Origin of the sequence: Pseudoprimorskyibacter insulae (genome assembly GCF_900302505.1) — a bacterium.
Lineage (GTDB): Bacteria > Pseudomonadota > Alphaproteobacteria > Rhodobacterales > Rhodobacteraceae > Pseudoprimorskyibacter > Pseudoprimorskyibacter insulae.
Genome location: NZ_OMOJ01000004.1, coordinates 64,726 through 89,683, shown reverse-complemented (window position 1 = coordinate 89,683; position 24,958 = coordinate 64,726). Strand labels below are relative to the sequence as shown.

Below are 24,958 nucleotides of genomic sequence, written 5' to 3'. Positions count from 1 at the left end.
GTCCGGGTAGCTCAGAACTATCTGCACAAGGAATAGGCGCTTGTCTTTCAAGCTGGCAACCACCTCAGTCTCACCTCCTGTTCTGCTGGCGCCGCTGGCTGGAATCACCGATTTGCCGTTTCGGCAGTTGGTCGCCTCATTCGGGGCGGGGCTGGTTGTGTCGGAAATGATCGCCAGCGGCGAGTTCTTGACAGACCGCCCCGGCAGCCGCGAAAAGGCCGAATTGGGCGCGACGGTGGAAAATACCTCGGTGCAGTTATCAGGCCGCGATGCAGCCACCATGGCCGAGGCGGCCCGTATGGTCGAAGGCATGGGGGCCAAGATCATCGACATCAACATGGGCTGTCCGGCGAAAAAGGTCGTGGGCGGCTATTCCGGCTCGGCCCTGATGCGCGATTTGGATCATGCGCTGACGCTGATTGATGCGGTGGTGGACGCGGTGGATGTGCCTGTCACGCTCAAGACCCGGCTGGGCTGGGATGATGACAGCCTGAACGCCGCCGATCTGGCCCGCCGGGCCGAGGCGTCGGGCGTGCAGATGATCGTGATTCACGGGCGCACGCGCTGTCAGTTTTACAAAGGCGCTGCCGATTGGGCGGCGATTGCCAATGTGGTTCAGGCGGTCAATGTGCCGGTTGTGGCCAACGGCGATATCACCGACGCCGCCACCGCCCGCGCCGCGCTGGACCAGTCTGGTGCGCAGGGCGTGATGGTTGGTCGCGGGGCGCAGGGGCGGCCTTGGGCGCTGGCGGAAATCGCCCATGCGCTGTTCGGGGCCGATGCGCCGCAAATTCCGACAGGCGCTGCTTTGGCCGACATGATCGCAACGCACTATGAGGCGATGCTTGGGTTCTATGGCGCGGATCTGGGCAACCGGGTCGCGCGCAAACATCTTGGTTGGTACATGGACAATGCTTCGACCCCGGCGGCCTTGCGCCGCGAAATCCTGACATCGCGCGATGCGGCCCAAGTGCTGAAGGCGCTGCCCGGCGCGATCTCCGATAGCGAAAGGGCGGCGGCATGATCGACCTTGCGACCGAAGACATGATGCTTTGGGCCTCGCTTCCGGTGCCCGCGGTGCTGCTGGACCCGGATGAAAAGATCGCCGATTTGAACCCGGCCGCCGAAGGGTTCTTCAACAATTCGGCCAAGTGGCTGAAAGGTCAGCCGATTTGGGACCGTTTGGCGGTTGATGACCCGCTTGAGGAAAGCCTTGCCCGCGCCCGCCGCAATGGCACGGCGCTATTTGTCAACGATGTGGATGTCGGCACCGGATCGCGCCCGCCCTTGGTGTGCAATCTGCAAATCGCGCCAGTGTCTGGCCGTCCGGGCTGGATGCTGATGTTGATCAGCCCGCGCGAACTGGCCGGGCGCATGACGCAAAGCCATTCGGTGAAATCGGCGGCCAAGTCGGCCATCGGCATGGCTGAAATGCTGGCCCATGAAATCAAGAACCCCTTGGCGGGGATCGCCGGGGCGGCGCAGCTTTTGTCGATGGGGTTGGAAAAGGACGATCTGGAACTGACCGATCTGATCGTCGCCGAAACCCGCCGCATTGTGAAACTGTTGGAACAGGTCGAACAGTTCGGAAACCTAAGCGCTCCGGACCGCAAAGAGGTGAACATCCACGACGTTCTGGATCGCGCGCGCCGCTCGGCGTTGCTGGGCTTTGGTGCGCATATGCAGATCATCGAGGATTACGACCCCTCGCTGCCCATGGCTTATGGCGACCCGGATCAATTGCTTCAGGTGGTTCTGAACCTTGTGAAAAACGCCTCTGAGGCGGCGGATGTCAAAGGCGGCAAGATCCGCCTGCACACGTTCTATGAACATAGTTTCCGCCTGCGCCGCGCGGACGGGCAGGGGCAATCCCTGCCGCTTCAGATCGAGATCATCGACGATGGCCCCGGTCTGCCGCAGGACATCAAAGGCGATATTTTTGACCCGTTCGTATCGGGCAAAGAAAACGGCACCGGCCTTGGGCTGGCGCTGGTGAGCAAAATCATTTCGGACCACGACGGCTGGATCTCCGTAGACAGCGTGCCCGGCCGCACCGTGTTCCGCATTTCCCTGCCAAGGGCCCCCCGAATTGCGAAGGAGCAAGGCTGATGGACGGTACAGTACTGGTTGCTGATGACGACCGGACAATCCGAACGGTTCTGACACAGGCGCTGACTCGCGCCGGGTGTAAAGTGCATGCGACCTCATCGCTGACCACGCTGATGCGCTGGATCGGGGAAGGCAAAGGCGACGTAGTCATTTCCGACGTGGTCATGCCCGATGGCAACGGTCTGGAAATGCTGCCGAAAATCAGCCAAGACCGCCCGGACCTGCCGGTGATCGTGATTTCGGCGCAAAACACCATCATGACCGCCATTCAGGCGGCCGAGGCGCAGGCCTATGACTATCTGCCCAAGCCGTTTGACCTGCCGGACCTGATGAAACGCACCGCGCGCGCATTGGAGCAAAGCCAACGCGCGCCGTCCCGGTCGGAACCGGTGGAGAATGTCGATGCGCCCGATGAATTGCCGCTGGTGGGTAAAACCGCCGCGATGCAGGCGCTGTATCGTCTTGTCGCGCGGGTGATGAACACTGACCTGCCGGTGCTGATTTCGGGTGAAAGCGGTACGGGCAAGTCCTTGATCGCGCGGGCCATTCACGACTTTTCGGATCGCCGGTCCATGCCGTTTGTCACCGTCACCAGTTCGGATCTGGCCGATCTGGAAGGCCCTGCGCGGGTGCTGGCGCGGGTCAAGGGCGGCACGCTGTTGATTGATGAAATCACCGACATCGACGAAGAAATTCAGGCCCGTATCGTCCGAATGATGGATGTGCCGGGCGAACATGTGCCGCGCTTCATGGCCACAAGCCAAGAAGATCTTGCCCATGCCATGGATCAAGGGCGTGTGCGGCAGGATTTGTTCTACCGTCTGGGCGGGGCCACGATCGAAGTGCCAAGCCTGCGCGAACGGGTCGACGATATCGTGCTGCTGACCGATCACTTCTTCCAGCGCTGCGAACGCGATGGCGCGCCGAAACGCTGGCTGTCGCATGACGCGGGCGAACTGTTCCGCGCCTATAGCTGGCCGGGCAACGTGCGCCAGTTGGAAAACGCCGTGCGCCGTCTGAGCCTGACCAGCCGCGCCGAGGAAATCACCCGCGCCGAGGTTGAGGCCGTCTTGGGCAACCAGCCCGAAATGGGCCCGGTTCTGCGCGGCGGTGATAGCGAAAAGCTGGGCGCGTCCGTGGCCCGCCACCTGCGCCGCTATTTCGATCTGCATGGCAATATGCTGCCGCCGCCGGGGCTGTATGCAAGGATCTTGCGCGAAGTGGAGGCACCGTTGATTGAGATTGCGCTAGACGCCACCGGCGGGAATCAGGCGAAATGCGCCGATTTGCTTGGCATCAACCGCAATACCCTGCGGAAAAAAATCTCGGACCTCGATATTCAGGTGACACGCCGACGCAAGTTGATGTAAAAGAGCCACATAACCGTGGCCGTGTTGCATCGCGCACACGAGAACCACGACATATTGCGGTTCGTCGCTGATGCGGCACATTTTTGTGAGGTCGGGCTGTGGCCACAAGGGCACGCACCTTGACGTGGGACCGGCTTAGCCGGCTTCGGCGTCAAAGACGTCTACAGAATTTTGCGACCTTGGGTCTGGTGACCCTTGGTCCAATTCTGGCAGTGGCGACGTTTCTGGCGCTTGGCCCCCTCGATCAGGGTGGATCGGCGCTGGGGCTGCGGCTGATCCTTCTGTCTGATTTCGTTTACGTTCTGGTGGTTGCGGGGCTGGTCCTGCAACGGGTTGCCCGCATGGTGGCGGCGCGTCGGGCGCAATCGGCGGGGTCGCGCCTGCACCTGCGTCTGACGGGTGTCTTTGCGCTGATGGCGCTGCTTCCCAGCATCACGGTTGCGGTGTTTGCCGTTTTGACCATCAACATCGGGCTTGAGACGTGGTTTTCCGAACGGGTGCGCAACGTGGTTGGCGCGTCGCTTGCGGCGGCGGAAAACTATGAAGCCGAACATCATGACGCCTTGGCGCAGGACGCGCGTGTTCTGGCCGCGTACCTTGATGCGTCGCGCCGGTCGGCGCTGGTGGTCGATGATGGCGAATTGCGGCAGATCCTCGCACAGGGGCAGGCGCAAATTCAGCGCGGTCTGCGCGAAGCTTATGTGATCGGCAGTGACGGCGATATCAAAGCGCGGGGCGAACGGTCTTATCTGTTTGATTACGAACGGCCTTCCATCGCGGATTTCGAAACCGCGACCCGCGACGGTATTGCTTTGATTGCCGACTGGGACAACGACGAATTCCGTGCCTTGGTCCCGCTGGACGCCTTTGCCGACAGGTATCTGTACATCAGCCGTGAAGTGGATGGCGACATTCTGAACCTGCTGGATGAGACGCAGGAAACCGCGCGGTTCTACCAGCAACAGGAAAGCGAACGGGGGCGGCGGCTGTTTGACTTTGCGCTGCTCTATCTGGGCTTCGCGATGCTGCTGACATTGGCGGCGATCTGGCTTGGCCTGTGGTTCGCCGAACGCCTTAGCCGTCCGGTGGGTCGCTTGACCGGGGCGGCGCAGCGCGTGGGCGCGGGCGATCTGGATGTGCAGGTGGTCGAGGAAGACGGCGACGACGAAATCGCCATGCTGGGCCGCTACTTCAACCAGATGACCCGGCAGCTCAAGGTGCAGCGCCAGACCTTGTTGGACAACACCGGCCAGATCGAACGACGCCAGCGGGTGTTTGACTCGGTGCTTGGGTCGGTGACATCGGGCGTGGTGGGACTGGATGCGCAGGGTCGCGTGACCTTTGTGAACCGGTCGGCGGAACGTCTGCTGGGCTGGCATGAAAACCATGAAAGCGTGCACATTCATGTGGCAGTCCCCGAATTCGGCCCGCTGTTCGAACGCTTGCGCGACGAAGGGCTAGAGGTCGCGCAGGAAGAAACTAAGGTGTCGCGCGTCGGGCGGCTGGAACATCTGCTGGTCCGCGTGTCCACGCGCCGCCGCGAAGACGGCAGCCTTGAAGGCTACGTGATTGCCTTTGACGATGTGACCGATCTGGTCAGCGCGCAGCGGATGGCCGCTTGGGGCGACGTGGCCCGCCGCATCGCCCATGAGATCAAGAACCCGCTGACGCCGATCCAGCTTTCGGCGGAACGGATCAAGCGCAAGTTCCGCAAAGTTCTGGACGATGATGACGCCGATGATCTGGATCAGATGACCGCTGTGATTATTCGCCAGACCAATGACCTGCGCCGCATTGTGGATGAGTTCTCAAAATTCGCCCGAATGCCCGAACCCGAAACCCGCACAGAAAACGTCGTGGCCTTGCTGCGCGATGCGGTGGTTCTGCAAGAGGCCGGGCAGCCCGATGTGATGTTCCGCAAGGACATTCCCGATTGCGAAATGCTGGCCGATGTGGATGCAACGATGATTGGGCAGGCGCTGACCAACCTGATCAAAAACGCGGGTGAAGCGATTGAAAGCCTGCGGGAAAAAGGCGTCGGGGACGACTTCTGTTCAGAAATTCGCGTGGGCTGTGATGTCCGCGAGGGGCGGATTGAAATCCGCATTGCCGACAATGGTGTCGGCCTGCCCGAAGATCGGGCCCGGCTGTTCGAACCCTATGTGACCACCCGCGACAAGGGCACAGGGCTTGGGCTGCCGATCGTCAAGAAGATCATCGAAGAGCATGGCGGCACATTGGCGCTGGAAGACGCTCCGGTCTTTGACGGAAACGATCATGTGGGCGCGATGGCCGTGGTCAGGCTGCCGCAAAAACTACAGCCGAAATCCGGCACTAAGACATTGGAAGTACAGGTTTAAGGGGGCGACATGAGTGATATTCTGATTGTTGACGATGAACGCGACATTCGCGAACTGATCGGCGATATTCTTGAAGACGAAGGGTTTACGACCCGATTGGCAGGCAATTCAACCGAAGCGATGGCAGAGATCAATGCCGAACCGCCCGCGTTGCTGATCCTCGATATCTGGCTGAAAGACAGCAAGATGGACGGGATCGACATTCTGAAGGCGGTCAAGCGCGACAACCCAGATGTGCCGGTGGTGATCATTTCAGGCCACGGCAATATTGAAATCGCGGTCGCGGCGATCAAGCAGGGTGCTTATGACTTCATCGAAAAGCCGTTCAACATTGATCAATTGCTGGTCGTAATCCGGCGGGCGATGGAAACGTCGCGTCTGCGCCGCGAGAACGTCAAGCTCAAGCGCCGCGATACGCAGACCGCGCAGATGATCGGCGATAGCGCGGCTTTCCGCACCTTGCTGGGGCAGCTTGATAAGGTCACCAAATCGAATGGCCGCGTGATGCTCAGCGGTCCGGCGGGCAGCGGCAAAGAGGTCGCCGCGCGGTACGTGCATGCCAATTCCAACCGCGCCAATGGGCCTTTTGTGACGGTCAACTGTGCGGGCGTGTCGCCCGAGACCATGGAAGAGGTGCTGTTTGGCCGCGAAACCGCCGACCGCGGGATTGAACCGGGCCTGCTGGAGCAGGCGCATGGCGGCGTGATCTATTTCGACGAAGTGGCCGATATGCCGCTTGGCACGCAATCCAAGATCCTGCGCGTGTTGGTCGATCAACAGTTCCACCGCGTTGGCGGCGCCGACAAGGTGCGTGTCGATCTGCGGGTCATTTCCTCGACCAACCGCGATCTTGAGGCAGAAATCGATGCAGGCACCTTCCGGCAGGAATTGTATCACCGTCTGAACGTGGTGCCGATTGCCGTGCCCTCGCTCGAAGACCGGCGTGAAGACATTCCGGTCTTGGCGTCGCATTTCATTACCGAGTGCAACAAAAGCCAAGGCCTGCCCAGCCGCGATCTGAGCGAAGACGCCGTGGCCCTTTTGCAAACGATGGTCTGGCCGGGCAATGTGCGCCAGCTGAAGAACCTGATTGAACGGGTGCTGATCCTTGGCGATGGTTCTGGCCCAATTCAGGCCAGCGAACTGCCGCAAGACAAACCCTCAGGCGAGGACGAAGAGGGCCGGGTGATCCTGTCGGGCACGCTGGCGACGCTGCCGCTGCGCGAGGCGCGTGAAGCGTTTGAACGTGAATACCTGCTGACCCAGATCAACCGTTTTGGCGGCAACATCAGCCGCACCGCCAGCTTTGTCGGGATGGAGCGCAGCGCCTTGCACCGCAAGCTGAAATCGCTGGGTGTGGTGACCACGTCAAAGGCCGGTGCCCGCATCGCCCGCATCGAAGAAGAGCCTGCGGATTAAGCAAAGCTTGAATTCCGGCACAGTTCCGCCCCGAGGCTTCGGCCTCGGACGGGACCGGGCAAAAGGCCATTGACGGGACGTGCCGCGACTGCCAAGCAACGGCACAAGGCAGCGAAAGGCGTATGTCATGAAAGTCATCATCTGCGGCGCTGGCCAGGTCGGTTGGCAGATCGCGCGTCATCTTTCCAGCGAAAGCAACGACGTGACGGTGGTCGACAACAACCCTGATCTGGTGCGTCGGGCGACCGACACGCTGGATGTGCAGGGGATTGCCGGGTTTGCATCTTATCCTGATGTTCTGGAGCGGGCCGGGGCGCGCGATGCCGATATGATCATCGCCGCAACCTATTCGGACGAGGTGAATATGGTCACCTGTCAGGTGGCGCATTCGGTCTTTTCCATTCCGCGCAAAATCGCGCGTCTGCGGTCGCAAAGCTATCTGACGGCGATCTATTCGGATCTCTATCGCCGCGATCACCTGCCGATTGACGTGGTGATCAGCCCCGAACGCGAAGTCGCCGCCGCCGCGTTGCAACGGCTGGCCGCGCCTGCCACCTTCGATACGGAATCCTTTCTTGATGGCCGCGTACAACTGATGGGCATCGTCATCGACCAAGATTGCCCCATCGTGAACACGCCGTTGCGACAGCTGAGCGATCTGTTCTCGACCCTGCGGGCGGTCGTGGTTGGTGTGCGCCGGGAAGGGACGTTGTTCGCGCCCGAAAGCAGTGATCAGCTGTTCCCCGGCGATGCGTGCTATGTCGTCGCGCATGCCGATGACATAGGCCGCACGCTTGAGGTGTTCGGCAAAGACAACCGCAAACAGGAACGCGTTGTTCTGGTAGGCGGCGGCAATGTGGGGCGCATGGTGGCGCGCCAGTTGGAAACCCGCGCCGACCGCGTCCGCGCCAAGGTGATCGAGCGTGACCGCAAAGTGGCCGAAAAGGCCGCCGATCTGCTGGAACGTACGATTGTACTGCATGGCGACGGGTTGGATGCGGCGCTACTGGCCGAGGCCAATATCGACCGCGCCGATGCGATCCTGTGCGTGACCGACGACGATAAAACCAACATGCTGGCGGCGGTCCGGGCCAAGGCGGCGGGCTGTAAGATGGCGATTGCGCTGATCAACGACCCGACGCTTGTCCCCTTGATGGAACCGCTGGGCATCGACGCCTATATCAACCCGCGCGCCACGACTGTGAGCTCGATCCTGCGGCACATCCGGCATGGCCGCGTGCGGGCCGTGTATTCCGTCGGCGATGCCGAGGCCGAGGTGATCGAGGCCGAAGTGCTGTCAACATCGCCCATCGCGGGCCAGCCGGTGCGCGATATCGACTTCCCCGAAGGCGTGTTGGTCGGCGCGATCCTGAAGGGCGATAAAGTGTTGAAACCGTCCGGCACGCTGCGGGTGGAAGAGGGCGACAAGATCGTTCTGTTCGCTCTGGCCAAAGACGTGCCCGAAGTGGAGCGCCTGCTACAGGTCTCCATCGACTTCTTCTGAGGCTGCCATGCGCCACATGCTTGCCTTGCCGTTGTTTCTGCTGATCTCGGGGCTGGTTTCGGTCTCGATGTGGGTACCGGCAACCGTGGCGCTTTCGCTGAATGAATTCCATGACGCCCGCAGCTTTTTCTATAGCGGGCTGGCCGGATTGGTGGCGACGGGCTTGGTGGCCGTGGCGATGGCAGGTCAGAAACATAACCGCAGCGCCCTGCGTCAGCTTTTGGGCCTGCTGGGGGTCTTCGCGGGTCTACCCCTGTTGCTGGCGGTGCCGTTCTATGAGGCGGTACAATCCACGACCTACCTCAATGCCTATTTCGAAATGGTGTCTAGCCTGACGACCACCGGTGCCACCCTCTATGAGGCGGCGCGGCTGTCGGCGGCGGAACATCTGTGGCGGGCGCAGGTCGGCTGGATGGGCGGTTTGCTGATGTGGATCGCGGCGGCGGCCATTCTGGCCCCGTTGACGCTGGGCGGGTTTGAGGTGACGGCAAGCGGCGAGCCGGGGCAGTCGCTGGCCTCGGGCGCGGCCCATGCCGACTACGCCGACCCGGCCAAGCGCGTCTTGCGCTCGACCCATGCCTTGGTGCCGATCTATAGCGGGCTGACATTGGCGCTTTGGATCATGCTGTTGATGGCTGGCGATCCGCCCTTGGTGGCCATCAGCCACGCGATGTCGGTTATGTCGACCTCGGGCATTTCGCCCATCGGCGGGCTGACCGCCGCGCCAAGCGGTATGGTCGGCGAGGCGATCCTGTTTTGCTTCATGTTCTTTGCCCTGTCGCGCCTGACCTTTTCCAGCGACACAGGCCGCATGGCGCAAACGCGTCTGCGCCAAGACCCAGAGTTCCGCATGGGGCTGGCCATCGTGGTGGGCGTGCCGGTTCTGCTATTCCTGCGCCATTTTCTTGCGTCGTTTGAAGTGGGCAGCGAACAGGATGTTCTGGCGGGCTTGCGTGCCTTTTGGGGCAGCGTCTTTACCGTTCTGTCCTTCCTCAGCACCACAGGGTTTGTCAGCGCCGACTGGGCTGAGGCGCAGACGTGGTCTGGCCTGAGCACGCCGGGGGTGATCCTGATGGGGCTGGCGGTGATCGGCGGCGGTGTCGCCACCACGGCAGGCGGGGTGAAACTGCTCCGGGTTTTCGCGCTTTACCTCAACGGGGTGCGCGAGATGGAGAAGATGATCCACCCGTCCTCGATGCCGCGTCACGGTGCGATTTCCCGGCGGATCCGGCGCGAAGGCGGGTTCATCGCTTGGGTCTTCTTTATGATGTTCGCCATGACGATTTCCGGCCTGACGCTGGCGCTGGCCTTCTTTGGCGTGGGCTTTGAAGAGTCGATCCTGCTAAGCGTTGCATCCCTGACCAACACCGGGCCGCTGATCGCGGCGGCGGCGGACGTCAGCATAAATATCAGTGCTTTGCCCGATGCTCCGAAAATGGTCGTGGCCTTGGCGATGGTGCTGGGACGCCTTGAAATGCTGGCTATCGTTGTGATGCTGACGCCTGATCTTTGGCGCAATTGACGCCAAAGCGTGACCGTTGACGAAAAAAACAGTGCTTTGGGTCTGGAATATCCCGTGGTCGCGCGACATACTTAAGGCTATACGAGGGCGTGCCGGTATTGGCACTCAGAAGAATAAAGGCAATTTCAATGGCTTCGGACAGACAAAATCTACAGGATGCGTTTCTGAACCATGTCCGTAAGACGAAAGTCCCGGTGACGGTTTTCCTTATTAATGGCGTTAAATTGCAGGGCGTCATTACTTGGTTTGATAACTTTTGTGTACTACTGCGCCGTGATGGCCAGTCGCAGCTGGTTTATAAGCATGCGATTTCGACCATCATGCCGGCGCAGCCGATCAACCTGTATGATGGTGACGATTCTAATTGAACGAACTTGACACGCATGTGACCCGCGCTTGGGTCCTGCATCCCGATATTCACGCTGACCGCCAAGGCCGGAAAGCAATCGACGCACTACATGAGGCCGTAGCTCTCGCTGCGGCCTTGCCCGATCTTGAGGTGGTCGGGTCGGAAACGGTGCGCTTGCCCAAACCGCATGCGGGAATGCTCTTTGGTTCTGGCAAGATCGCTGAACTGAAGGCCAAATTCAAAGAGGCCGAGATTGACCTGGTTCTGGTCGACGGCCCTGTGACCCCCGTTCAGCAGCGCAACCTTGAAAAGGAATGGGGCGTTAAGCTTCTGGACCGGACAGGGCTGATCCTTGAGATTTTCTCGAACCGTGCGGCCACCCGTGAAGGGGTGCTTCAGGTTGAAATGGCCGCGCTGACCTATCAGCGCACGCGCCTTGTCCGGGCCTGGACGCACCTTGAACGGCAGCGGGGCGGATTGGGCTTTGTTGGTGGTCCGGGCGAAACCCAGATCGAAGCCGACCGCCGTGCGATCGATGAACAATTGGTCAGCCTGAAGAAGCAGCTGGAAAAGGTCGTAAAGACCCGCACGCTGCACCGGGCAGGGCGGGCCAAGGTGCCTTATCCGATTGTCGCGCTGGTGGGCTATACCAACGCCGGGAAATCGACGCTGTTCAACCGTCTTACCGGGGCCGAGGTTCTGGTTAAGGACATGCTGTTCGCCACGCTGGATCCGACCATGCGATCGGTGCAGCTTGAGGACGGCCCCGAGGTGATCCTGTCGGACACGGTGGGCTTTATCTCGGATCTGCCGACGGAACTGGTTGCCTCGTTCCGTGCCACTTTGGAAGAGGTGCTGGCCGCCGATGTCATTGTGCACGTGCGCGACATCAGCCACGAAGAATCCGAAATTCAGGCCAAGGACGTGCGCGAAATCCTCGACTCGCTTGGCGTGGACGAAGAAACGCCGCAGCTTGAGGTCTGGAACAAAATCGACCGACTGGACCCTGAGGCGCGGGATGCGCTGATGCAGCGGGCCGAGCGCGAACCGTCGATCCTGCCGATTTCGGCCATTACTGGCGATGGGTTGCCGCAGTTCCTGTTGGCGGTGACCAAGGCTTTGGGCGCCGAAAAGCGCACCGATACGCTGACCGTTCCCTATAGCGATGGCCGCCGCCGTGCGTGGCTGTTCGAAAAGGGCCTGATCTTGGAGGAGTCGCAGGACGAAAACGGGTATACCCTGACTGTCCGTTGGAGCGACAAGGACAAGCATCAGTTCAACCGACTGTAAAAGACAGGCCCGAACCTGCCGCTTTTTCGTGCAGGGCCGGGCCGGGTTCACCACCACGTTACAAAAGGCCGATAGCCCTGATGCGACACAGCATTTTGCGGGGCTTGCCCTTGGCATCCCGCGATATATAGTGGCTGACATGGCTGGGGCGGGATGTCCCGCTCTGGTGCTGTAGACGGCAGACAGGGCGGAGGCGGAGTCCCTAATGAACGTTGAATTCAGAACCAGTTTTGTCCGAGAGCCGGGCGCGTTAAAGCAGCATCCTGCATTGGTGCTGAACGCGGATTATCGGCCCTTGTCCTACTATCCGTTATCCCTTTGGCCTTGGCAGGATGCGGTAAAGGCGGCGTTTCTGGATCGGGTCGATATCGTGGCGGAGTATGACGAAGTCGTCCATAGCCCCTCGATGAGCATACGGATCCCGTCGGTGGTCGTTCTCAAAGATTTTGTAAAACCTCAAAGGCGCGTGGCATTCACGCGCTTTAATCTTTTCTTGAGGGACGAATTCCGCTGCCAGTACTGCGGGGCCAAGGGCGATCTGACCTTTGACCACGTGGTGCCACGCGCCGCAGGGGGCATCACCAGCTGGGAAAACGTGGTTGCGGCCTGTTCACCCTGCAACCTGCGCAAAGGCTCCAAGAGCCTGCGACGCGCGGGCATGAGCCTGCGCAAACCCCCACGCCAACCCGGCACGGATGAGCTGCGCAACGTGGGCCGGAAATTCCCGCCGAACCACCTGCACGAAAGCTGGATCGACTTCCTGTACTGGGACGCAGAGCTGGAGGCGTAACAGTCGGCCTTAGCCGTCGCGGCCCGGATCTTCTGGGTTGCTGGAGTAGAGGGCGATCTTGTTGCCTTGCGGGTCGCGCAGATAGGCCACGTAGAAGCGTGGGCCGTAAGACGCGCGGAACCCCGGTTGCCCTTCGTTGCTGCCGCCAGCGGCCAAAGCGGCGGCATGAAGGTCGCGCACCAGACGCTGGTTGCGTGCCTCAAAGGCCACCATCGCTCCGTTTCCTGCCGATGCGCCGCGCTTGTCAAAGGGCGGCTTGACGTAGAAATCCGGCGGTGCGGGCTGGCCGGGTTGGGCGGGCAGCACGTAACTCAGGCCCTCTGGCCCCTCATGGCAGTCATAGCCAAGCGCGGGCAGGAAGGCGGAATAGAACCGCTTGGCGCGGGCGATATCGTCAGCGCCGACAGTGACGTAAGAAATCATCTTGGGCCTTCGTCAGTTGCTTATCCGGGCAAGCCGCCCAAACCATTTCCAACAAAGCAAAAGGGCCCCGCGATGCGAAGCCCTTTGACAGTCATTGCGCGCGCGGCTTAGCCCTGCGGTGCGGCCGGGGCTGCGCTGCCAACGGGCGATTTGCCACCGGTCAGCGGGTCATCCTGACGTTGAACCGAGCCCTCGAAATGGGCACCGGATTCAATCGCGATGGTCTTGTGGATGATGTCGCCTTCAACGCGCGCGGTGGCGGTCAGGCGAACCTTCAGGCCACGGACACGGCCAACGATGCGGCCATTGATGACCACGTCATCGGCAATCACTTCGCCTTTGATCGTTGCGCTTTCGCCGATGGTCAGCAGATGCGCGCGGATGTCGCCCTCAACCGTGCCTTCGACCTGAATATCGCCGGTGGTTTTGAGGTTCCCGGTGATGTGCAGATCGCTGGACAGAATGGATGCCGGCGGTTTTGCCTTGGGGGCGGCTGCCTTGAACTCAGCCGGGCGCGGAGCGGCGGTTGCCGTTGCCTCAGAGGTTGCCGGTTTTGCAGCGTCGTCGGCCTTCGGACCTGGTTCGTTGATTTTGCTCTTAGAAAACATCGTTCGCAGCCTTGATATAGATCATGGGGTTTACGGCTTCGCCGCCCACGCGCACTTCGTAATGCAAATGGGTGCCTGTTGACCGTCCGCTGTTTCCCATATCACCGATACGGTCCCCGCGCGAGACTCTTTGCCCGACTTTCACGCGAATTTTCGACAAATGGGCGTAGCGTGTTTCAATTCCGAACTGATGCTGGATCTTGATCAGGCGACCGTAGCCCGAGGACCAGTCAGCATGGGTGACCACACCATCAGCCGTTGAGAAGATTGCCGTGCCATGCGGCGCGGCGAAATCGGTGCCGTAATGCATGCGGCCCCAGCGGCGACCAAAGCCGCTTGTGTACCGGAACGAGTCCTTGATCGGCACGGCGAAGGGCGCTTTTTGCGCCGCAATGCGGTAGAGGTTCAGCCGGTCCATTTCGTTCAGGATACGATTGGCGCGCAGCGTGTCTTGCGACAGTTCTTCGCCGCGGGTCGATAGCGACAGCGGCGTCAGCGGGCCGCCCTGACCGGAATAGCCCTTGCGAACTTCGCCCAGAATGCGATCCGGGTCCATGCCAGCAGCTTCGAACATCTTGTCCAGCGGCTTGACGGAAACGGTCATCGCTTCTTCCAGTTGGCGGAAGATGCGGTCGTTCTTTTCTTCCATCAGGCGGATTTCATAGGCCATATCTTCGGCGCGTCGCAGGGCATCCTTCGCGTCGGCGATGACCTTGTCACGTTCAGCGGCGGTTTCCGCCAGAACGTTTGCCATGATGTCGATGGTTTCATCGGATGCAGCATTGGCAATCGCCGTACCGGCGGATCCGCCTTGGATCTGATCCTTGAGAGAGGCCAGTTCGGTATCCAGCGACTGGCGTTTTTTCATCACATCCCGCAAGGTGCTTTGCACCACGTCGAGACCGGTCTCCAGCTCTTTGCGCTGGGTCTCAGAGCGCAGAAGTTCGGTCTGCATGACCGAGATCTGACCAAGCGCCGAGTTGAACCGTTCCTGCGAGGCGACCGCCTCAGCGGCGCGAGAGTCGCGTTCTTGCGACAAATCGTTCAGGCGCATCTGGTATGTTTCCAGATCGCGCTTGGCCTGTTCGCGGTAATTGCCAGCGCCGATGCTGTCCATCAGCAATACGGCAGTGGCAATGATCGCCCAGGCCACAACGAATGACGCGGTCAGGAAGGCAACGGCCTGCGTTTCAGAGCGCAGACGGATGAACCGTGTGTCCGTGTCAGATCGTAGAAAAAGTCTGCGCTCGGGGAACAATCGTTCCATCAGCGCATGCGTTTTAATTGCGAGGCTTGTACGCACTTACAGTACCTCTATCCCATCCCAAGCTGCTGGCGGCTCTCGTCCCCGTAGGCCACCTTGAGAAAGGTAGTTACCAGACATTCACATTTTGGCAACAATTTTGGGCTTTTGATTCTCGTCCGTGAGTTGAAAAGCGCCGATGTGGCGAAAAATCGCCGATAACAACGGTCTCTGCGGCACTCTTGCTATGTCAGTGGCCAGTAAAAATCGGGGGGCAGGCCCGCTTCGGCGCGTTTTTCTTCGTTGAAGGGAGGTTTCAGCGCCCCGTGGAAGTATTTGCGCACCAGTTCGTGAAAAGCGTCTTTTGGATCAAGGTCTTGCCGCCCACAAAGAAAGTGAAACCACTTTGATCCATAGGCCACATGGCCCACTTCTTCTGCATAGATGGTTTCCAGCGCCTCAACCGCTTGTGTGGCCTTGGCTTTGCGGAAAATCTCGATCATTCCGGGGGTTACATCCAGCCCGCGCGCTTCCAGAACCATCGGCACCACGGCCAGGCGGCCCATGAAGTCATCCGCCGTGTCTTCGGCGGCGCGCCACATGCCAGCATGGGCAGGAAGGGCGCCGTAGAAACTGTTCTCAGATTCAAGACAATCGCATATCAGATTGAAATGCTTTGATTCTTCGGCGGCGGATTTCACCCAGTCGTCGTAGAACCCCATTGGCATTTTGACATGGGCAAAGCGCGGAATGATGTCCCAATGCAGGTCAACCGCGTTCAGTTCGATATGCGCCACAGCATGCAGCAGCGCGATCCGGCCCGCCGGGCTTCCGGGTTTGCGCTTGGGCACATCGCGCGGGTCCAGCAGTTCTGGCCGGTCCGGGCGCGACGGGCGCAGGGGCGGCGTAGCGCGGCCAATCTCTAGCGGCGTGCCAGCCTCGCGGGCATCGAACCAAGCCTTGGCATAGGCCTTGGATTTGCGCGTCTTTTCGCGACCGTCGGCGGTGGTCAACACGTCCACCGCCATATCGCATAGCGTCATGGTCACAGCGATTTCACCGCGTCCAGCACCTCGTCTACGTGGCCCGCAACCTTGACTTTGCGCCATTCGCGCAGGATCTGGCCATCGCCGCCGATCAGGAAGGTCGACCGTTCGATGCCAAGGAAGGTCTTGCCGTACATCGATTTTTCTTTCCAAACGCCAAAGTCTTCGCAGGCGCTGCCATGTTCATCCGACAGCAGCGGCACGGTCAGGTCTTTCTTGGCGATGAATTTGTCGTGCGAGGCAAGGCTATCCTTGGAAATGCCAAACACCTTTGCGCCTGCGGCCTCGAACTGCGGCAGGGCTTCGGAAAAACCGATGCTTTCGGTGGTGCAACCGGGCGTGTTATCGCGTGGATAGAAGAACAGAACCACCGGGGCCGGGCGCAGGGCCGACAGGGTCACATCTTCGCCCGATGAGGACGGCAAGGTGAAATCCGGCGCTTGTTTCAGATCATCAGCCATATTTTGTCTCCTTCCGTGTTGGGATAAGTTCATTTTCACAAAGGCAGGCTACGGGCAAGTTTAATGCAGCAAGGCAAGGTATCCAGTGTCGGATAACGAACCATCAACATCGTCGCCCAAGGTGCGGCGGCGGGCCCATCATCGTGGGGGCTTTTGGCTTGTCCTGTCGCTGGCGGTGTTTCTGTCCGGCGCGGCGGTGGTCGTGTTTGCCTTTGTCGGGCAAACAGTGACCGCGCCCGATTGGGTGCGCAACCAGATATCAAAACGGATTTCAGCAGAACTGCCGGATATGCGCATCAGCTTTGGCGATTTGACCTTGTCGCTGACGCCCGAAGAATTCGGCCAGGTCCGGTTGGTCAATGTTGATGTGGCCACGGCCAATGGCGATCCGATTGTCGAACTGACGGATCTGACCTTTGGCCTTGCGCCTGAGGCGTTGATGCGCGGGCGGATATCGTTGCAACGCGTGTCGCTGTCGGGGGCCTTCGTGACGCTGCGCCGCGATGTGCAAGGGCGGCTTGGGCTATCCTTTGGCGACGTGATTCCCAGCGAAGGCACCTTGCCGGACATTCCGTCTTTGATCCGGGCCTTTGATGCCGCGCTTGCGCATCGCCGCTTGGCCGATCTGGATCTGGTTGCGGTGAACGCCATGACCGTCCGCTATGAAGATGCCCGTGCCCGGCAGGCTTGGACGGTCGATGGTGGCCGGATGGAGCTGACGCGCAACAAGACCACCGTATCGCTCCGCGGGGATTTCGCCGTGCTGACCGGCGGTAGTGATGTTGCGACATTGGAACTTAGCGCCCAGAGCGACATCGGCAAAGCCGATGCCAGCTTTGGCTTTACGCTGCAAAACATGCCATCGCAGGACATTGGCGCGCAAAGCCCGGCGCTGGCCTGGCTTGAGGCGTTGCGCGCGCCGATCTCGGGCGCGCTGCGGGCGCAGATGTTCGCAGATGGCACGCTTGGACCGCTAAGCGCGACGCTGCAAATCGGGCAGGGGGTGCTGCAACCGAACAACGAAACCCGGCCTTTGCCGTTTCAGGGCGCACGCACCTATTTCACCTATGACTCGGCGGCACAGACGCTGAGTTTCGACGATATTCAGGTGGATAGCCCATGGGGCCGCGCCACTGCCGATGGCAAGGCCGTCATGGTGGGGATGGAAAGCGGGTTGCCGACGGAAATGGTCGGTCAGTTCAATCTGTCGGGGCTAGAGGTCAAGGCCGACGGATTTCTGGAAACGCCCGTGTCCTTGTCGCGGGCCGAGATGGATTTTCGCCTGCGGCTCGACCCGTTCCAGTTCACGTTGGGGCGGATGTATATTGACGATGATCTGCTAGAGGCGCGGATCTCGGGCGATTTGAAGGCGATGCGCGATGGTTGGGCGGCGTCCATTGATGCAGGGCTGGAACATGCCACCCCGTCCAGCATTCTGGCATTTTGGCCCCTGTCACTAGAACCAAAGGCCCGTGACTGGGTCGCGACCCGCGTGCTTGGCGGGCGCTTTGCCGATGCGGTTGTCGCCATGCGGGCCAACCCGGATGAACGACCCGTGGTCTATCTTGACACCGGTATCGAAGACGCAATCGTCAAGTTTTCGCGCAATATGCCGCCGTTGCAAAGCGGGGCGGGTCGGTTGACGATCCATGACAATCGTTTGGTCGTGATGGTCGAAGAAGGCGCGATTGATCCCGGCGCAGGCGGATTGCTGGATGTGGCGGGGTCGGCGGTGATCCTGCCCGATATCACGATCAAAAAGGGCCCGGCGCAGGTGCAGGTGAAAGGGCGCGGGGCGCTTGCCGATGCGCTGACGCTGCTGGATCTGCCGCCCTTGTCATTGATGTCCAAGGCCGGGCTGTCTCCCGATATGGCCAGCGGGGATGTGGTGGCGCGGGGCAATCTGGACTTCCAGATGGTCAAAGGGTTGCAGCCCAAGGACATCGGATTTGATTTCACCGCGACCGCGCAAGACGTGCGCAGCGATCAACTGATCAAGGGCCGCACCCTGACCGCCGATGCCTTGCAGATAACCGCCAACCGCCAAGAGGTGACGGTTTCGGGCGCGGCGCAGATGGATGGCGTGCCGGTCACCGGCACTTGGCGGCAACCGACAGATACGCCCGGCCAGCCCAGCCAATTGGACGCCGAGGTGCCGATCTCGCAAACAACCTTGGCCGGTTTGAACATCCGCCTGCCTGATGGGTTGGTGCAGGGGCAGGGCCGGGGTCGCCTGACCGCGACCATCGCCAAAGGCGCGGCCCCTGAATTTGCGCTGCGGTCCGATCTGGCGGGCTTGGGGATGAGCATTCCCAGCATCGGCTGGGCGCTGGGGCGGTCGCAAACCGGATCGTTTGAGGTGACGGGCCGTCTGTCCACGCCGCCCGTCATTGACCGCATCGCACTGGAAGGCGGCGGGCTGTCGGCCTCGGGCACGGTGGCACTGGCGGCAAATGGTGCGTTGGACCGGCTGCGGCTGGACCGGGTGCGGGTTGGCGGCTGGCTGGATGCGCCGGTTGATCTGGTTGGGCGCGGCGTTGGCGCGGCCCCGGCAGTGGTGGTGCGCGGCGGCACGGTCGATCTGCGCCGGGCCAAGTTCGCATCAAGCGGCGGTGGAGGCAGCGCGGCCTCGGCCAGCGGCCCCATTCAACTGGCGCTGGACAAGCTTCAGGTCAGCGACGGGCTGGCCCTGAACGGGTTTCGCGGCGAATTCACCACGCGCGGCGGGCTGTCGGGCAAGTTCACCGGCAAGGTCAATGGCGGCACAGCCCTGTCGGGCGCGGTCATCCCGCAAGCCAAGGGCAGCGCCTTTCGCCTGCAATCGACGGATGCGGGGGGCGTGCTGCGTTCGGCGGGGTTCTTCAAGACGGCCTATAATGGTGTTCTGGATCTGACCTTGGTGCCTACCGGCGCGGAAGGCACCTACAATGGCACGCTGAAAATCGGCAAGGTTAGCTTGCGGGATGCGCCCGCCATTGGTTCGCTTCTGGATGCGATCAGCATCGTCGGGTTGATCGACCAATTGAACGGGCCGGGGATCGAATTCACCGAGGTTGAGGCGCAGTTTCAGCTGAACCCAAACCAATTGATCCTGACGCAATCGAGCGCGATCGGCCCGTCGATGGGCGTGTCGCTGGATGGGTATTACAACCTTGCCAGCCGCCAGTTCGATATGCAGGGCGTGCTGTCGCCGATCTATATGATCAACGCGGTGGGGCAGGTTTTTGCCCGTAAGGGCGAGGGGCTGTTCGGCTTTAACTTCAATATCAAAGGCAGTGCGGACGCGCCCAAAGTGTCGGTCAACCCGCTTTCCGTTTTGACACCGGGGCTGTTCCGTGAAATTTTCCGGCGCCCGCCCCCTAAGTTGACCCAGTAAAGGCGCTCATGCAGCTTTCCGACTTCGATTTCGACCTGCCCGATACCCTGATTGCCACCCGTCCGGCCAAACCGCGTTCTTATGCGCGGCTTTTGGTGGCAGATGGCGATGCTATCACCGATGCCATTGTGCGCGATCTGCCCGATTGGCTGCGGGCGGGTGACTTGTTGGTTCTGAACGACACCAAGGTGATCCCGGCGCGGCTGTCTGGCCTGCGCCGCCGGATGGGCGATACCGGCATGACCGAAGCGCGGATCGAGGTGACCTTGCTGGAGCCGCGGGCCGATGGTGCGTGGTCGGCCTTGGTTAAACCGCTGAAAAAGGTGCGCGACGGCGAAGAGATCCGGTTCTCGGACGCGCTGTCGGCCACGGTCGAAAGCCGCGCCGATGGGCAGGCGGCGCTACGGTTCAATCTGGCGGGCGATGATTTTGACGCGGCACTGGCCGAGGCGGGGGCCATGCCCTTGCCGCCTTATATCGCCGCCAAACGCCCAGCCGATGCGCAGGACAAGGAAGACTACCAAACCGTCTGGGCGCGCAATTCGGGCGCGGTGGCCGCGCCGACCGCATCGCTGCATTTCGATGCCCCGTTGCTTGAGGCATTGGCGGCCAAGGGCGTGGGCTTTGTCCATGTCACACTGCATGTAGGCGCAGGCACGTTTCTGCCGGTCAAGGTGGATGACGTGACCCAACACAAGATGCACGCCGAATGGGGCCAAGTGACCGAGGATGCCGCCAAACGCATCGCTGAGGCCAAAGCGAATGGTGGCCGCGTGATCCCCGTCGGCACTACCGCGCTGCGCCTGATCGAAAGCGCGGCGGCCGGTGGCCAGATCGCCCCGTGGGAGGGCGAGACCGATATCTTCATCTATCCCGGCTATCAGTTCCGCGTGGCCGATGCGCTGATGACCAACTTCCACCTGCCGAAATCCACCCTGATGATGCTGGTGTCGGCCCTGATGGGCAAAGACCGCATCACCCGGATTTATGGCCATGCGGTGGACAATGGCTATCGGTTCTTTTCTTATGGGGATGCGTCGCTTCTGCTGCCTTAGCGGCAGATGCGCCAATTCACTACGAAGGGTCGTTTTTGATGCAGCGGGCAATGCTGCTGTGCGGCATTAAGGACGAACCCCTAAATCGAGGCCGCTATGATTGACGTTTTCAAAGGATCCTGGGCGCTGTTGCTTGGGCTGATGCTGCTCATGGTGGGCAACGGCATCCAAGGCACGCTGCTTGGCGTCCGGGGCGCGCTTGAGGGCTTTTCGACCCTGTCGATGTCCGTGGTCATGGCCTGCTATTTCGTCGGCTTCCTTGGCGGGTCGCGTTTGACGCCGGAGTTGATCCGCCGCGTGGGCCATGTGCGCGTGTTCGCGGCGCTGGGGTCGTTCGTATCGGCGATCCTGATCCTTTATTCGGTGATGACTGATCCGATTTCATGGTCGATTGGCCGTGTGATGACCGGGTTCTGCTTTTCCGGCCTCTATGTCACCGCCGAAAGCTGGCTGAACAATTCGGTCACGAATGAACATCGGGGCAAGGCGCTGTCGCTCTATATGATGGTGCAGATGATCGGCATCGTCATGGCGCAGATGCTGCTGGTGACGGCAGATCCTGCCGGTTTCGTGCTGTTCATCATCCCGTCGGTTCTTGTTTCCATCAGCTTTGCGCCGATCCTTCTGTCGGTCGCGCCAACCCCGGCGTTTGAGACGACCAAGCCGATGACGCTGAAAAAGCTGTACCAAACATCGCCCTTGGGCTGCGTCGGCATGTTCTTGCTGGGCGGGGTGTTTTCGGCGCAATACGGCATGGCAGGGGTGTTTGCCGCCGATGCGGGGCTGAACATCGGGCAGATCTCGATCTTTGTGTCGTCCTTCTACGTGGGGGCCACGATCTTTCAGTATCCGCTGGGTTGGGTGTCAGATCGGATGGACCGCCGCTTGTTGATCCTATTGGTGGCCTTGGTGGCGACGGTTGGCGGGCTGATTGGCTGGATGGTCGGGCATGTGTTCATCATGCTGTTGGCGTCGGCCTTTATCATTGGCGCGACAACCAACCCGCTTTATTCGCTGATGATCGCCTATACCAATGATTTCCTTGAATATGAGGATATGGCCGCCGCCTCGGGCGGGTTGATTTTCATCAACGGGCTGGGGGCGATTATGGGGCCGATCGTCACCGGTTATCTGATGGGTGTCATCGGGCCTTACGGGTATTTCGTGGTGATCACGTTCTTCCTCGTGGCGCTCAGTGGCTATGCCGGTTGGCGGATGACCCAGCGCCCGGCCAAACCAATTGAGGACACCACATCCTACGCGCCGGTATCGCCCACGGCCTCGGTCGTGGCGCTGGAGGCTGCGCAGGAATATGCCCATGATCAGGCGGCGGAAGATCTCGAACCTGAGTCCGATAAGTCGCAGTTCTAAGTATATGACAGAGTGACGTAATTCGTGACTGGAAAAACGGTCCGAAACGGAACTAGCATCGCCAGCATGTCTTGGGGGCAATGGTGGAGAATGTGGCATGTCAGAACCGGAACAGGTGCTTTCGTTCTGGCTCGATGAAGTCGGGCAGAATGGCTGGTATAATAGTAGCGACGCACTGGATCAGAAGATCCGCGATCAGTTTGGCGAAATGTGGACGCAGGCAATGGACGGGCGCTATGGCCTGTGGCTGACGTATCCTTCGGGGGTGCTGGCCTATATCCTGCTGCTGGACCAGTTCCCGCGCAATATGTTCCGCGATACCGGGCAGGCCTTTGCATCGGATCGCGTTGCGCTGGCGGCGGCCAAACAGGCGATTGCGCGCGGCTGGGATCTGAAGATCGACGAACCGGCGCGGCAGTTTTTCTATCTGCCCTTGATGCATTCCGAAAGCCAAGAGGATCAGGACCATTGCGTGCGCCTGATGAAGGAACGCTTGCCGGAAACCGGCGCGGGCAGCCTGTTGCACGCCCGTGTCCACCGCGAAGTGATCCGCCAGTTCGGGCGCTTCCCCTACCGGAATGAGGCGCTGTCGCGCCATACAACCGAACGCGAACAGGCCTATCTTGGCGCGGGCGGCTATGGCCTGACGCTGCGCGAATTTCAGGCACAGGCGGCCTGATCCAAGAACGCATAACTATCAAAAAACGGCGGCGTCGGGGGAAAGCCCAACGCCGCCTTGCGTTTTGGCAATGTGATGATCCTTAGGGCCGACCCCGTTCCATCCGTTGATGCTTTGAATTGGATACGTTAGCGTTCTCATCAAGCACAGCGAAGGAGGAACGCATGGCCCAGACTTTCGACATGATCGTGATCGGCGCGGGACCGGGCGGCTATGTGGCCGCGATCCGGGGGGCGCAGCTTGGCCTGAAGGTTGCGGTGGTCGAACGCGAACATCTGGGCGGCATTTGCCTCAACTGGGGGTGTATCCCAACCAAGGCGCTGCTGCGGTCGTCTGAGGTGTTCCACCTGATGCACCGCGCCAAGGAATTTGGCCTGAGTGCAGAAAAAATTGGCTATGACATCGACGCGGTGGTCAAACGGTCACGCGGGGTGGCCAAACAGCTCAATTCCGGCGTTGGGCATCTGCTGAAAAAGAACAAAGTCACCGTCGTCATGGGCGAGGCGACACTGCCCGCCAAGGGCCGCGTTTCGGTCAAAACCGACAAGGGCGTTGAGGAGCTGACCGCGAAAGCCATCGTTCTGGCCACGGGCGCACGAGCGCGCGAACTGCCGGGGCTAGAGGCCGATGGCAAGCGCGTTTGGACGTACAAACACGCGCTGGTGCCGCCGCATATGCCGCAAAAGCTGCTGGTGATCGGCTCGGGCGCGATTGGGATCGAGTTTGCCAGCTTCTACAACACGCTTGGGGCCAAGACGACCGTGGTTGAGGTGATGGACCGTATCCTGCCCGTCGAAGACGCCGAGATCAGCACCTTCGCCAAGAAGCAGTTCGAAAAGCAGGGCATGGTGATCCGGGAAAAGACCATGGTCAAACAGCTTGATCGCAGCGCGGGTAAGGTGGTTGCCCATATCGAACAGGGCGGCAAAGTCACCACCGAAGAGTTTGACACGGTGATTTCCGCCGTGGGCATTGTCGGCAACGTCGAAGGGTTGGGGCTTGAGGCGCTTGGCGCCAAGGTGGAACGGACGCATGTCGTGACCGACCCCTATTGCCGGACCGGAGTCGAGGGGCTTTATGCCATCGGCGATGTGGCAGGCGCCCCGTGGCTTGCGCATAAGGCCAGCCACGAAGGCGTGATGGTGGCCGAGTTGATCGCGGGCGGGCATCCCCATGCCGTTGATCCGGGCAGCATCGCGGGCTGCACCTATTGTCATCCGCAGGTGGCCAGCGTGGGCTTGACCGAAGCGAAGGCGAAAGAGCAGGGCTATGACATCAAGGTTGGCCGCTTCCCCTTCATCGGCAACGGCAAAGCCATCGCCTTGGGCGAACCCGAAGGCATGGTGAAAACCGTGTTCGATGCGAAAACCGGGGCGCTGCTTGGTGCGCATATGGTGGGCGCCGAAGTGACCGAGATGATTCAGGGCTATGTGGTGGGTCGTCAGTTAGAAACCACCGAGCAAGACCTGATGAACACCGTCTTCCCGCATCCGACCCTGTCGGAAATGATGCATGAAAGCGTGCTGAACGCGTTTGGCCGGGCGATCCATTTCTAGGCCGCCCGGCAATCGCGGGTTACTGGGTCGTGGCACCGCCTGCGTCACGCCAGCTGCGCAGCGTGCCTAGGTCGCGCACGTCGTGGCCATAACCGCTCAGCAGTTCGGTCGCCGCGGCGGACCGCGCGCCAACTGCGCAGAACACCGCCAGCGTCGGGCGGGCCGTCAGCGCCGGGTCAAACTCGGGGCTGTTCGGGTCGCCCTTGATGCGCAGCGCCGATAGGGGGATGCACAGCGCGCCGACGGCGGTGCCATTCGCTTCGATCTCAGCCGGGTTGCGCACATCCAACAGTTGGATGCGACCGGCTTGGACACCGGCCAATGCGTCGCTGGCCGAGATTTCATGGAGATTGGACATTTTCTTGCTCCGTATGGCCCCCGCCATTACGGCGCCAGTCATACGCTTGATCCAGGAAGTGAACATATT

General features: G+C 60.8%; 21 protein-coding genes. 15 read left to right on the top strand and 6 right to left on the bottom strand.

Going from position 1 to position 24,958, the window contains the following annotated elements; all coding sequences use genetic code 11:
* Positions 1-40: 40 nt before the first annotated feature.
* The 10 genes from dusB to PRI8871_RS10965 all read left to right on the top strand — a co-directional run bounded on the left by dusB (position 41) and on the right by PRI8871_RS10965 (position 12,713).
* Positions 41-1,024, top strand: a complete 984-nt coding sequence (gene dusB, locus PRI8871_RS11010) for a tRNA dihydrouridine synthase DusB (protein WP_108886280.1) — start codon at positions 41-43, stop codon at positions 1,022-1,024.
* Entirely contained in the window at positions 1,021-2,109 is a 1,089-nt protein-coding gene (locus PRI8871_RS11005) for a two-component system sensor histidine kinase NtrB (RefSeq protein WP_108886279.1), read from the top strand. The genes dusB and PRI8871_RS11005 overlap by 4 nt, the downstream gene beginning before the upstream one ends.
* Complete coding sequence (locus PRI8871_RS11000) at positions 2,109-3,479, top strand: response regulator (protein WP_108886278.1); 1,371 nt, start codon at positions 2,109-2,111, stop codon at positions 3,477-3,479. Before PRI8871_RS11005 ends, PRI8871_RS11000 begins: the two co-directional genes overlap by 1 nt.
* 98 nt (positions 3,480-3,577) lie before the next feature.
* Positions 3,578-5,839 (top strand): sensor histidine kinase NtrY-like, encoded by a 2,262-nt coding sequence (locus PRI8871_RS10995; RefSeq protein WP_108886277.1) that lies wholly within the window; start codon positions 3,578-3,580, stop codon positions 5,837-5,839.
* A 9-nt stretch (positions 5,840-5,848) separates the two neighbouring features.
* Entirely contained in the window at positions 5,849-7,258 is a 1,410-nt protein-coding gene (ntrX, locus tag PRI8871_RS10990) for a nitrogen assimilation response regulator NtrX (RefSeq protein WP_108886276.1), read from the top strand.
* Between the two features lie 127 nt (positions 7,259-7,385).
* Entirely contained in the window at positions 7,386-8,762 is a 1,377-nt protein-coding gene (gene trkA, locus PRI8871_RS10985; protein ID WP_108886275.1) for a Trk system potassium transporter TrkA, read from the top strand.
* Between the two features lie 7 nt (positions 8,763-8,769).
* Positions 8,770-10,284: a TrkH family potassium uptake protein gene (locus PRI8871_RS10980; protein ID WP_108886274.1), complete on the top strand. Its 1,515-nt coding sequence runs from the start codon at positions 8,770-8,772 to the stop codon at positions 10,282-10,284.
* A 128-nt stretch (positions 10,285-10,412) separates the two neighbouring features.
* The gene (gene hfq, locus PRI8871_RS10975) at positions 10,413-10,652 is read left to right on the top strand and encodes an RNA chaperone Hfq (protein ID WP_108886273.1); all 240 of its coding nucleotides are present in this window, start codon (positions 10,413-10,415) and stop codon (positions 10,650-10,652) included.
* Positions 10,649-11,923, top strand: coding sequence for a GTPase HflX (gene hflX / locus PRI8871_RS10970; protein WP_370742004.1), 1,275 nt, complete (start codon positions 10,649-10,651; stop codon positions 11,921-11,923). The genes hfq and hflX overlap by 4 nt, the downstream gene beginning before the upstream one ends.
* A 205-nt stretch (positions 11,924-12,128) precedes the next feature.
* Positions 12,129-12,713, top strand: a complete 585-nt coding sequence (locus PRI8871_RS10965; RefSeq protein ID WP_108886272.1) for an HNH endonuclease — start codon at positions 12,129-12,131, stop codon at positions 12,711-12,713.
* 9 nt (positions 12,714-12,722) lie between these two features.
* Here PRI8871_RS10965 and PRI8871_RS10960 read toward each other — a convergent pair whose 3' ends face one another.
* The 5 genes from PRI8871_RS10960 to PRI8871_RS10940 form a co-directional block, all read right to left on the bottom strand.
* Positions 12,723-13,136 carry a VOC family protein gene (locus PRI8871_RS10960; RefSeq protein ID WP_108886271.1) on the bottom strand — a complete coding sequence of 138 codons (414 nt, stop codon included), beginning with the start codon at positions 13,134-13,136 and terminating at the stop codon, positions 12,723-12,725.
* Positions 13,137-13,243: 107 nt separating this feature from the next.
* Positions 13,244-13,744 carry a bactofilin family protein gene (locus tag PRI8871_RS10955; protein WP_108886270.1) on the bottom strand — a complete coding sequence of 167 codons (501 nt, stop codon included), beginning with the start codon at positions 13,742-13,744 and terminating at the stop codon, positions 13,244-13,246.
* The gene (locus PRI8871_RS10950; protein ID WP_108886269.1) at positions 13,734-15,047 is read right to left on the bottom strand and encodes a M23 family metallopeptidase; all 1,314 of its coding nucleotides are present in this window, start codon (positions 15,045-15,047) and stop codon (positions 13,734-13,736) included. Before PRI8871_RS10950 ends, PRI8871_RS10955 begins: the two co-directional genes overlap by 11 nt.
* Positions 15,048-15,232: 185 nt before the next feature.
* The gene (locus tag PRI8871_RS10945; RefSeq protein WP_108886268.1) at positions 15,233-16,030 is read right to left on the bottom strand and encodes a ferritin-like domain-containing protein; all 798 of its coding nucleotides are present in this window, start codon (positions 16,028-16,030) and stop codon (positions 15,233-15,235) included.
* A gap of 2 nt (positions 16,031-16,032) precedes the next feature.
* On the bottom strand, positions 16,033-16,494 hold the full coding sequence (locus PRI8871_RS10940; protein ID WP_108886267.1) for a peroxiredoxin: 462 nt from the start codon (positions 16,492-16,494) through the stop codon (positions 16,033-16,035).
* An 85-nt stretch (positions 16,495-16,579) separates the two neighbouring features.
* On the opposite strand from PRI8871_RS10940, the gene PRI8871_RS10935 reads away from it, so the two are divergent.
* From PRI8871_RS10935 to lpdA, 5 genes are all read left to right on the top strand, one after another.
* The gene (locus PRI8871_RS10935) at positions 16,580-19,870 is read left to right on the top strand and encodes a YhdP family protein (protein WP_108886266.1); all 3,291 of its coding nucleotides are present in this window, start codon (positions 16,580-16,582) and stop codon (positions 19,868-19,870) included.
* An 8-nt stretch (positions 19,871-19,878) separates the two neighbouring features.
* Positions 19,879-20,925: a tRNA preQ1(34) S-adenosylmethionine ribosyltransferase-isomerase QueA gene (gene queA / locus PRI8871_RS10930; protein WP_108886265.1), complete on the top strand. Its 1,047-nt coding sequence runs from the start codon at positions 19,879-19,881 to the stop codon at positions 20,923-20,925.
* A 96-nt stretch (positions 20,926-21,021) separates the two neighbouring features.
* Entirely contained in the window at positions 21,022-22,296 is a 1,275-nt protein-coding gene (locus PRI8871_RS10925; protein ID WP_108886264.1) for an MFS transporter, read from the top strand.
* Positions 22,297-22,393: 97 nt separating this feature from the next.
* A complete protein-coding gene (locus PRI8871_RS10920) occupies positions 22,394-22,975 on the top strand; it encodes a DUF924 family protein (protein ID WP_108886263.1) in 582 nt (193 codons plus the stop codon).
* Between the two features lie 164 nt (positions 22,976-23,139).
* Positions 23,140-24,531 carry a dihydrolipoyl dehydrogenase gene (lpdA, locus tag PRI8871_RS10915; RefSeq protein ID WP_108886262.1) on the top strand — a complete coding sequence of 464 codons (1,392 nt, stop codon included), beginning with the start codon at positions 23,140-23,142 and terminating at the stop codon, positions 24,529-24,531.
* A gap of 19 nt (positions 24,532-24,550) precedes the next feature.
* On the opposite strand, the gene PRI8871_RS10910 is transcribed toward lpdA, so the two are convergent.
* Entirely contained in the window at positions 24,551-24,889 is a 339-nt protein-coding gene (locus tag PRI8871_RS10910) for a rhodanese-like domain-containing protein (RefSeq protein WP_181389444.1), read from the bottom strand.
* Between the last annotated feature and the right edge of the window lie 69 nt (positions 24,890-24,958).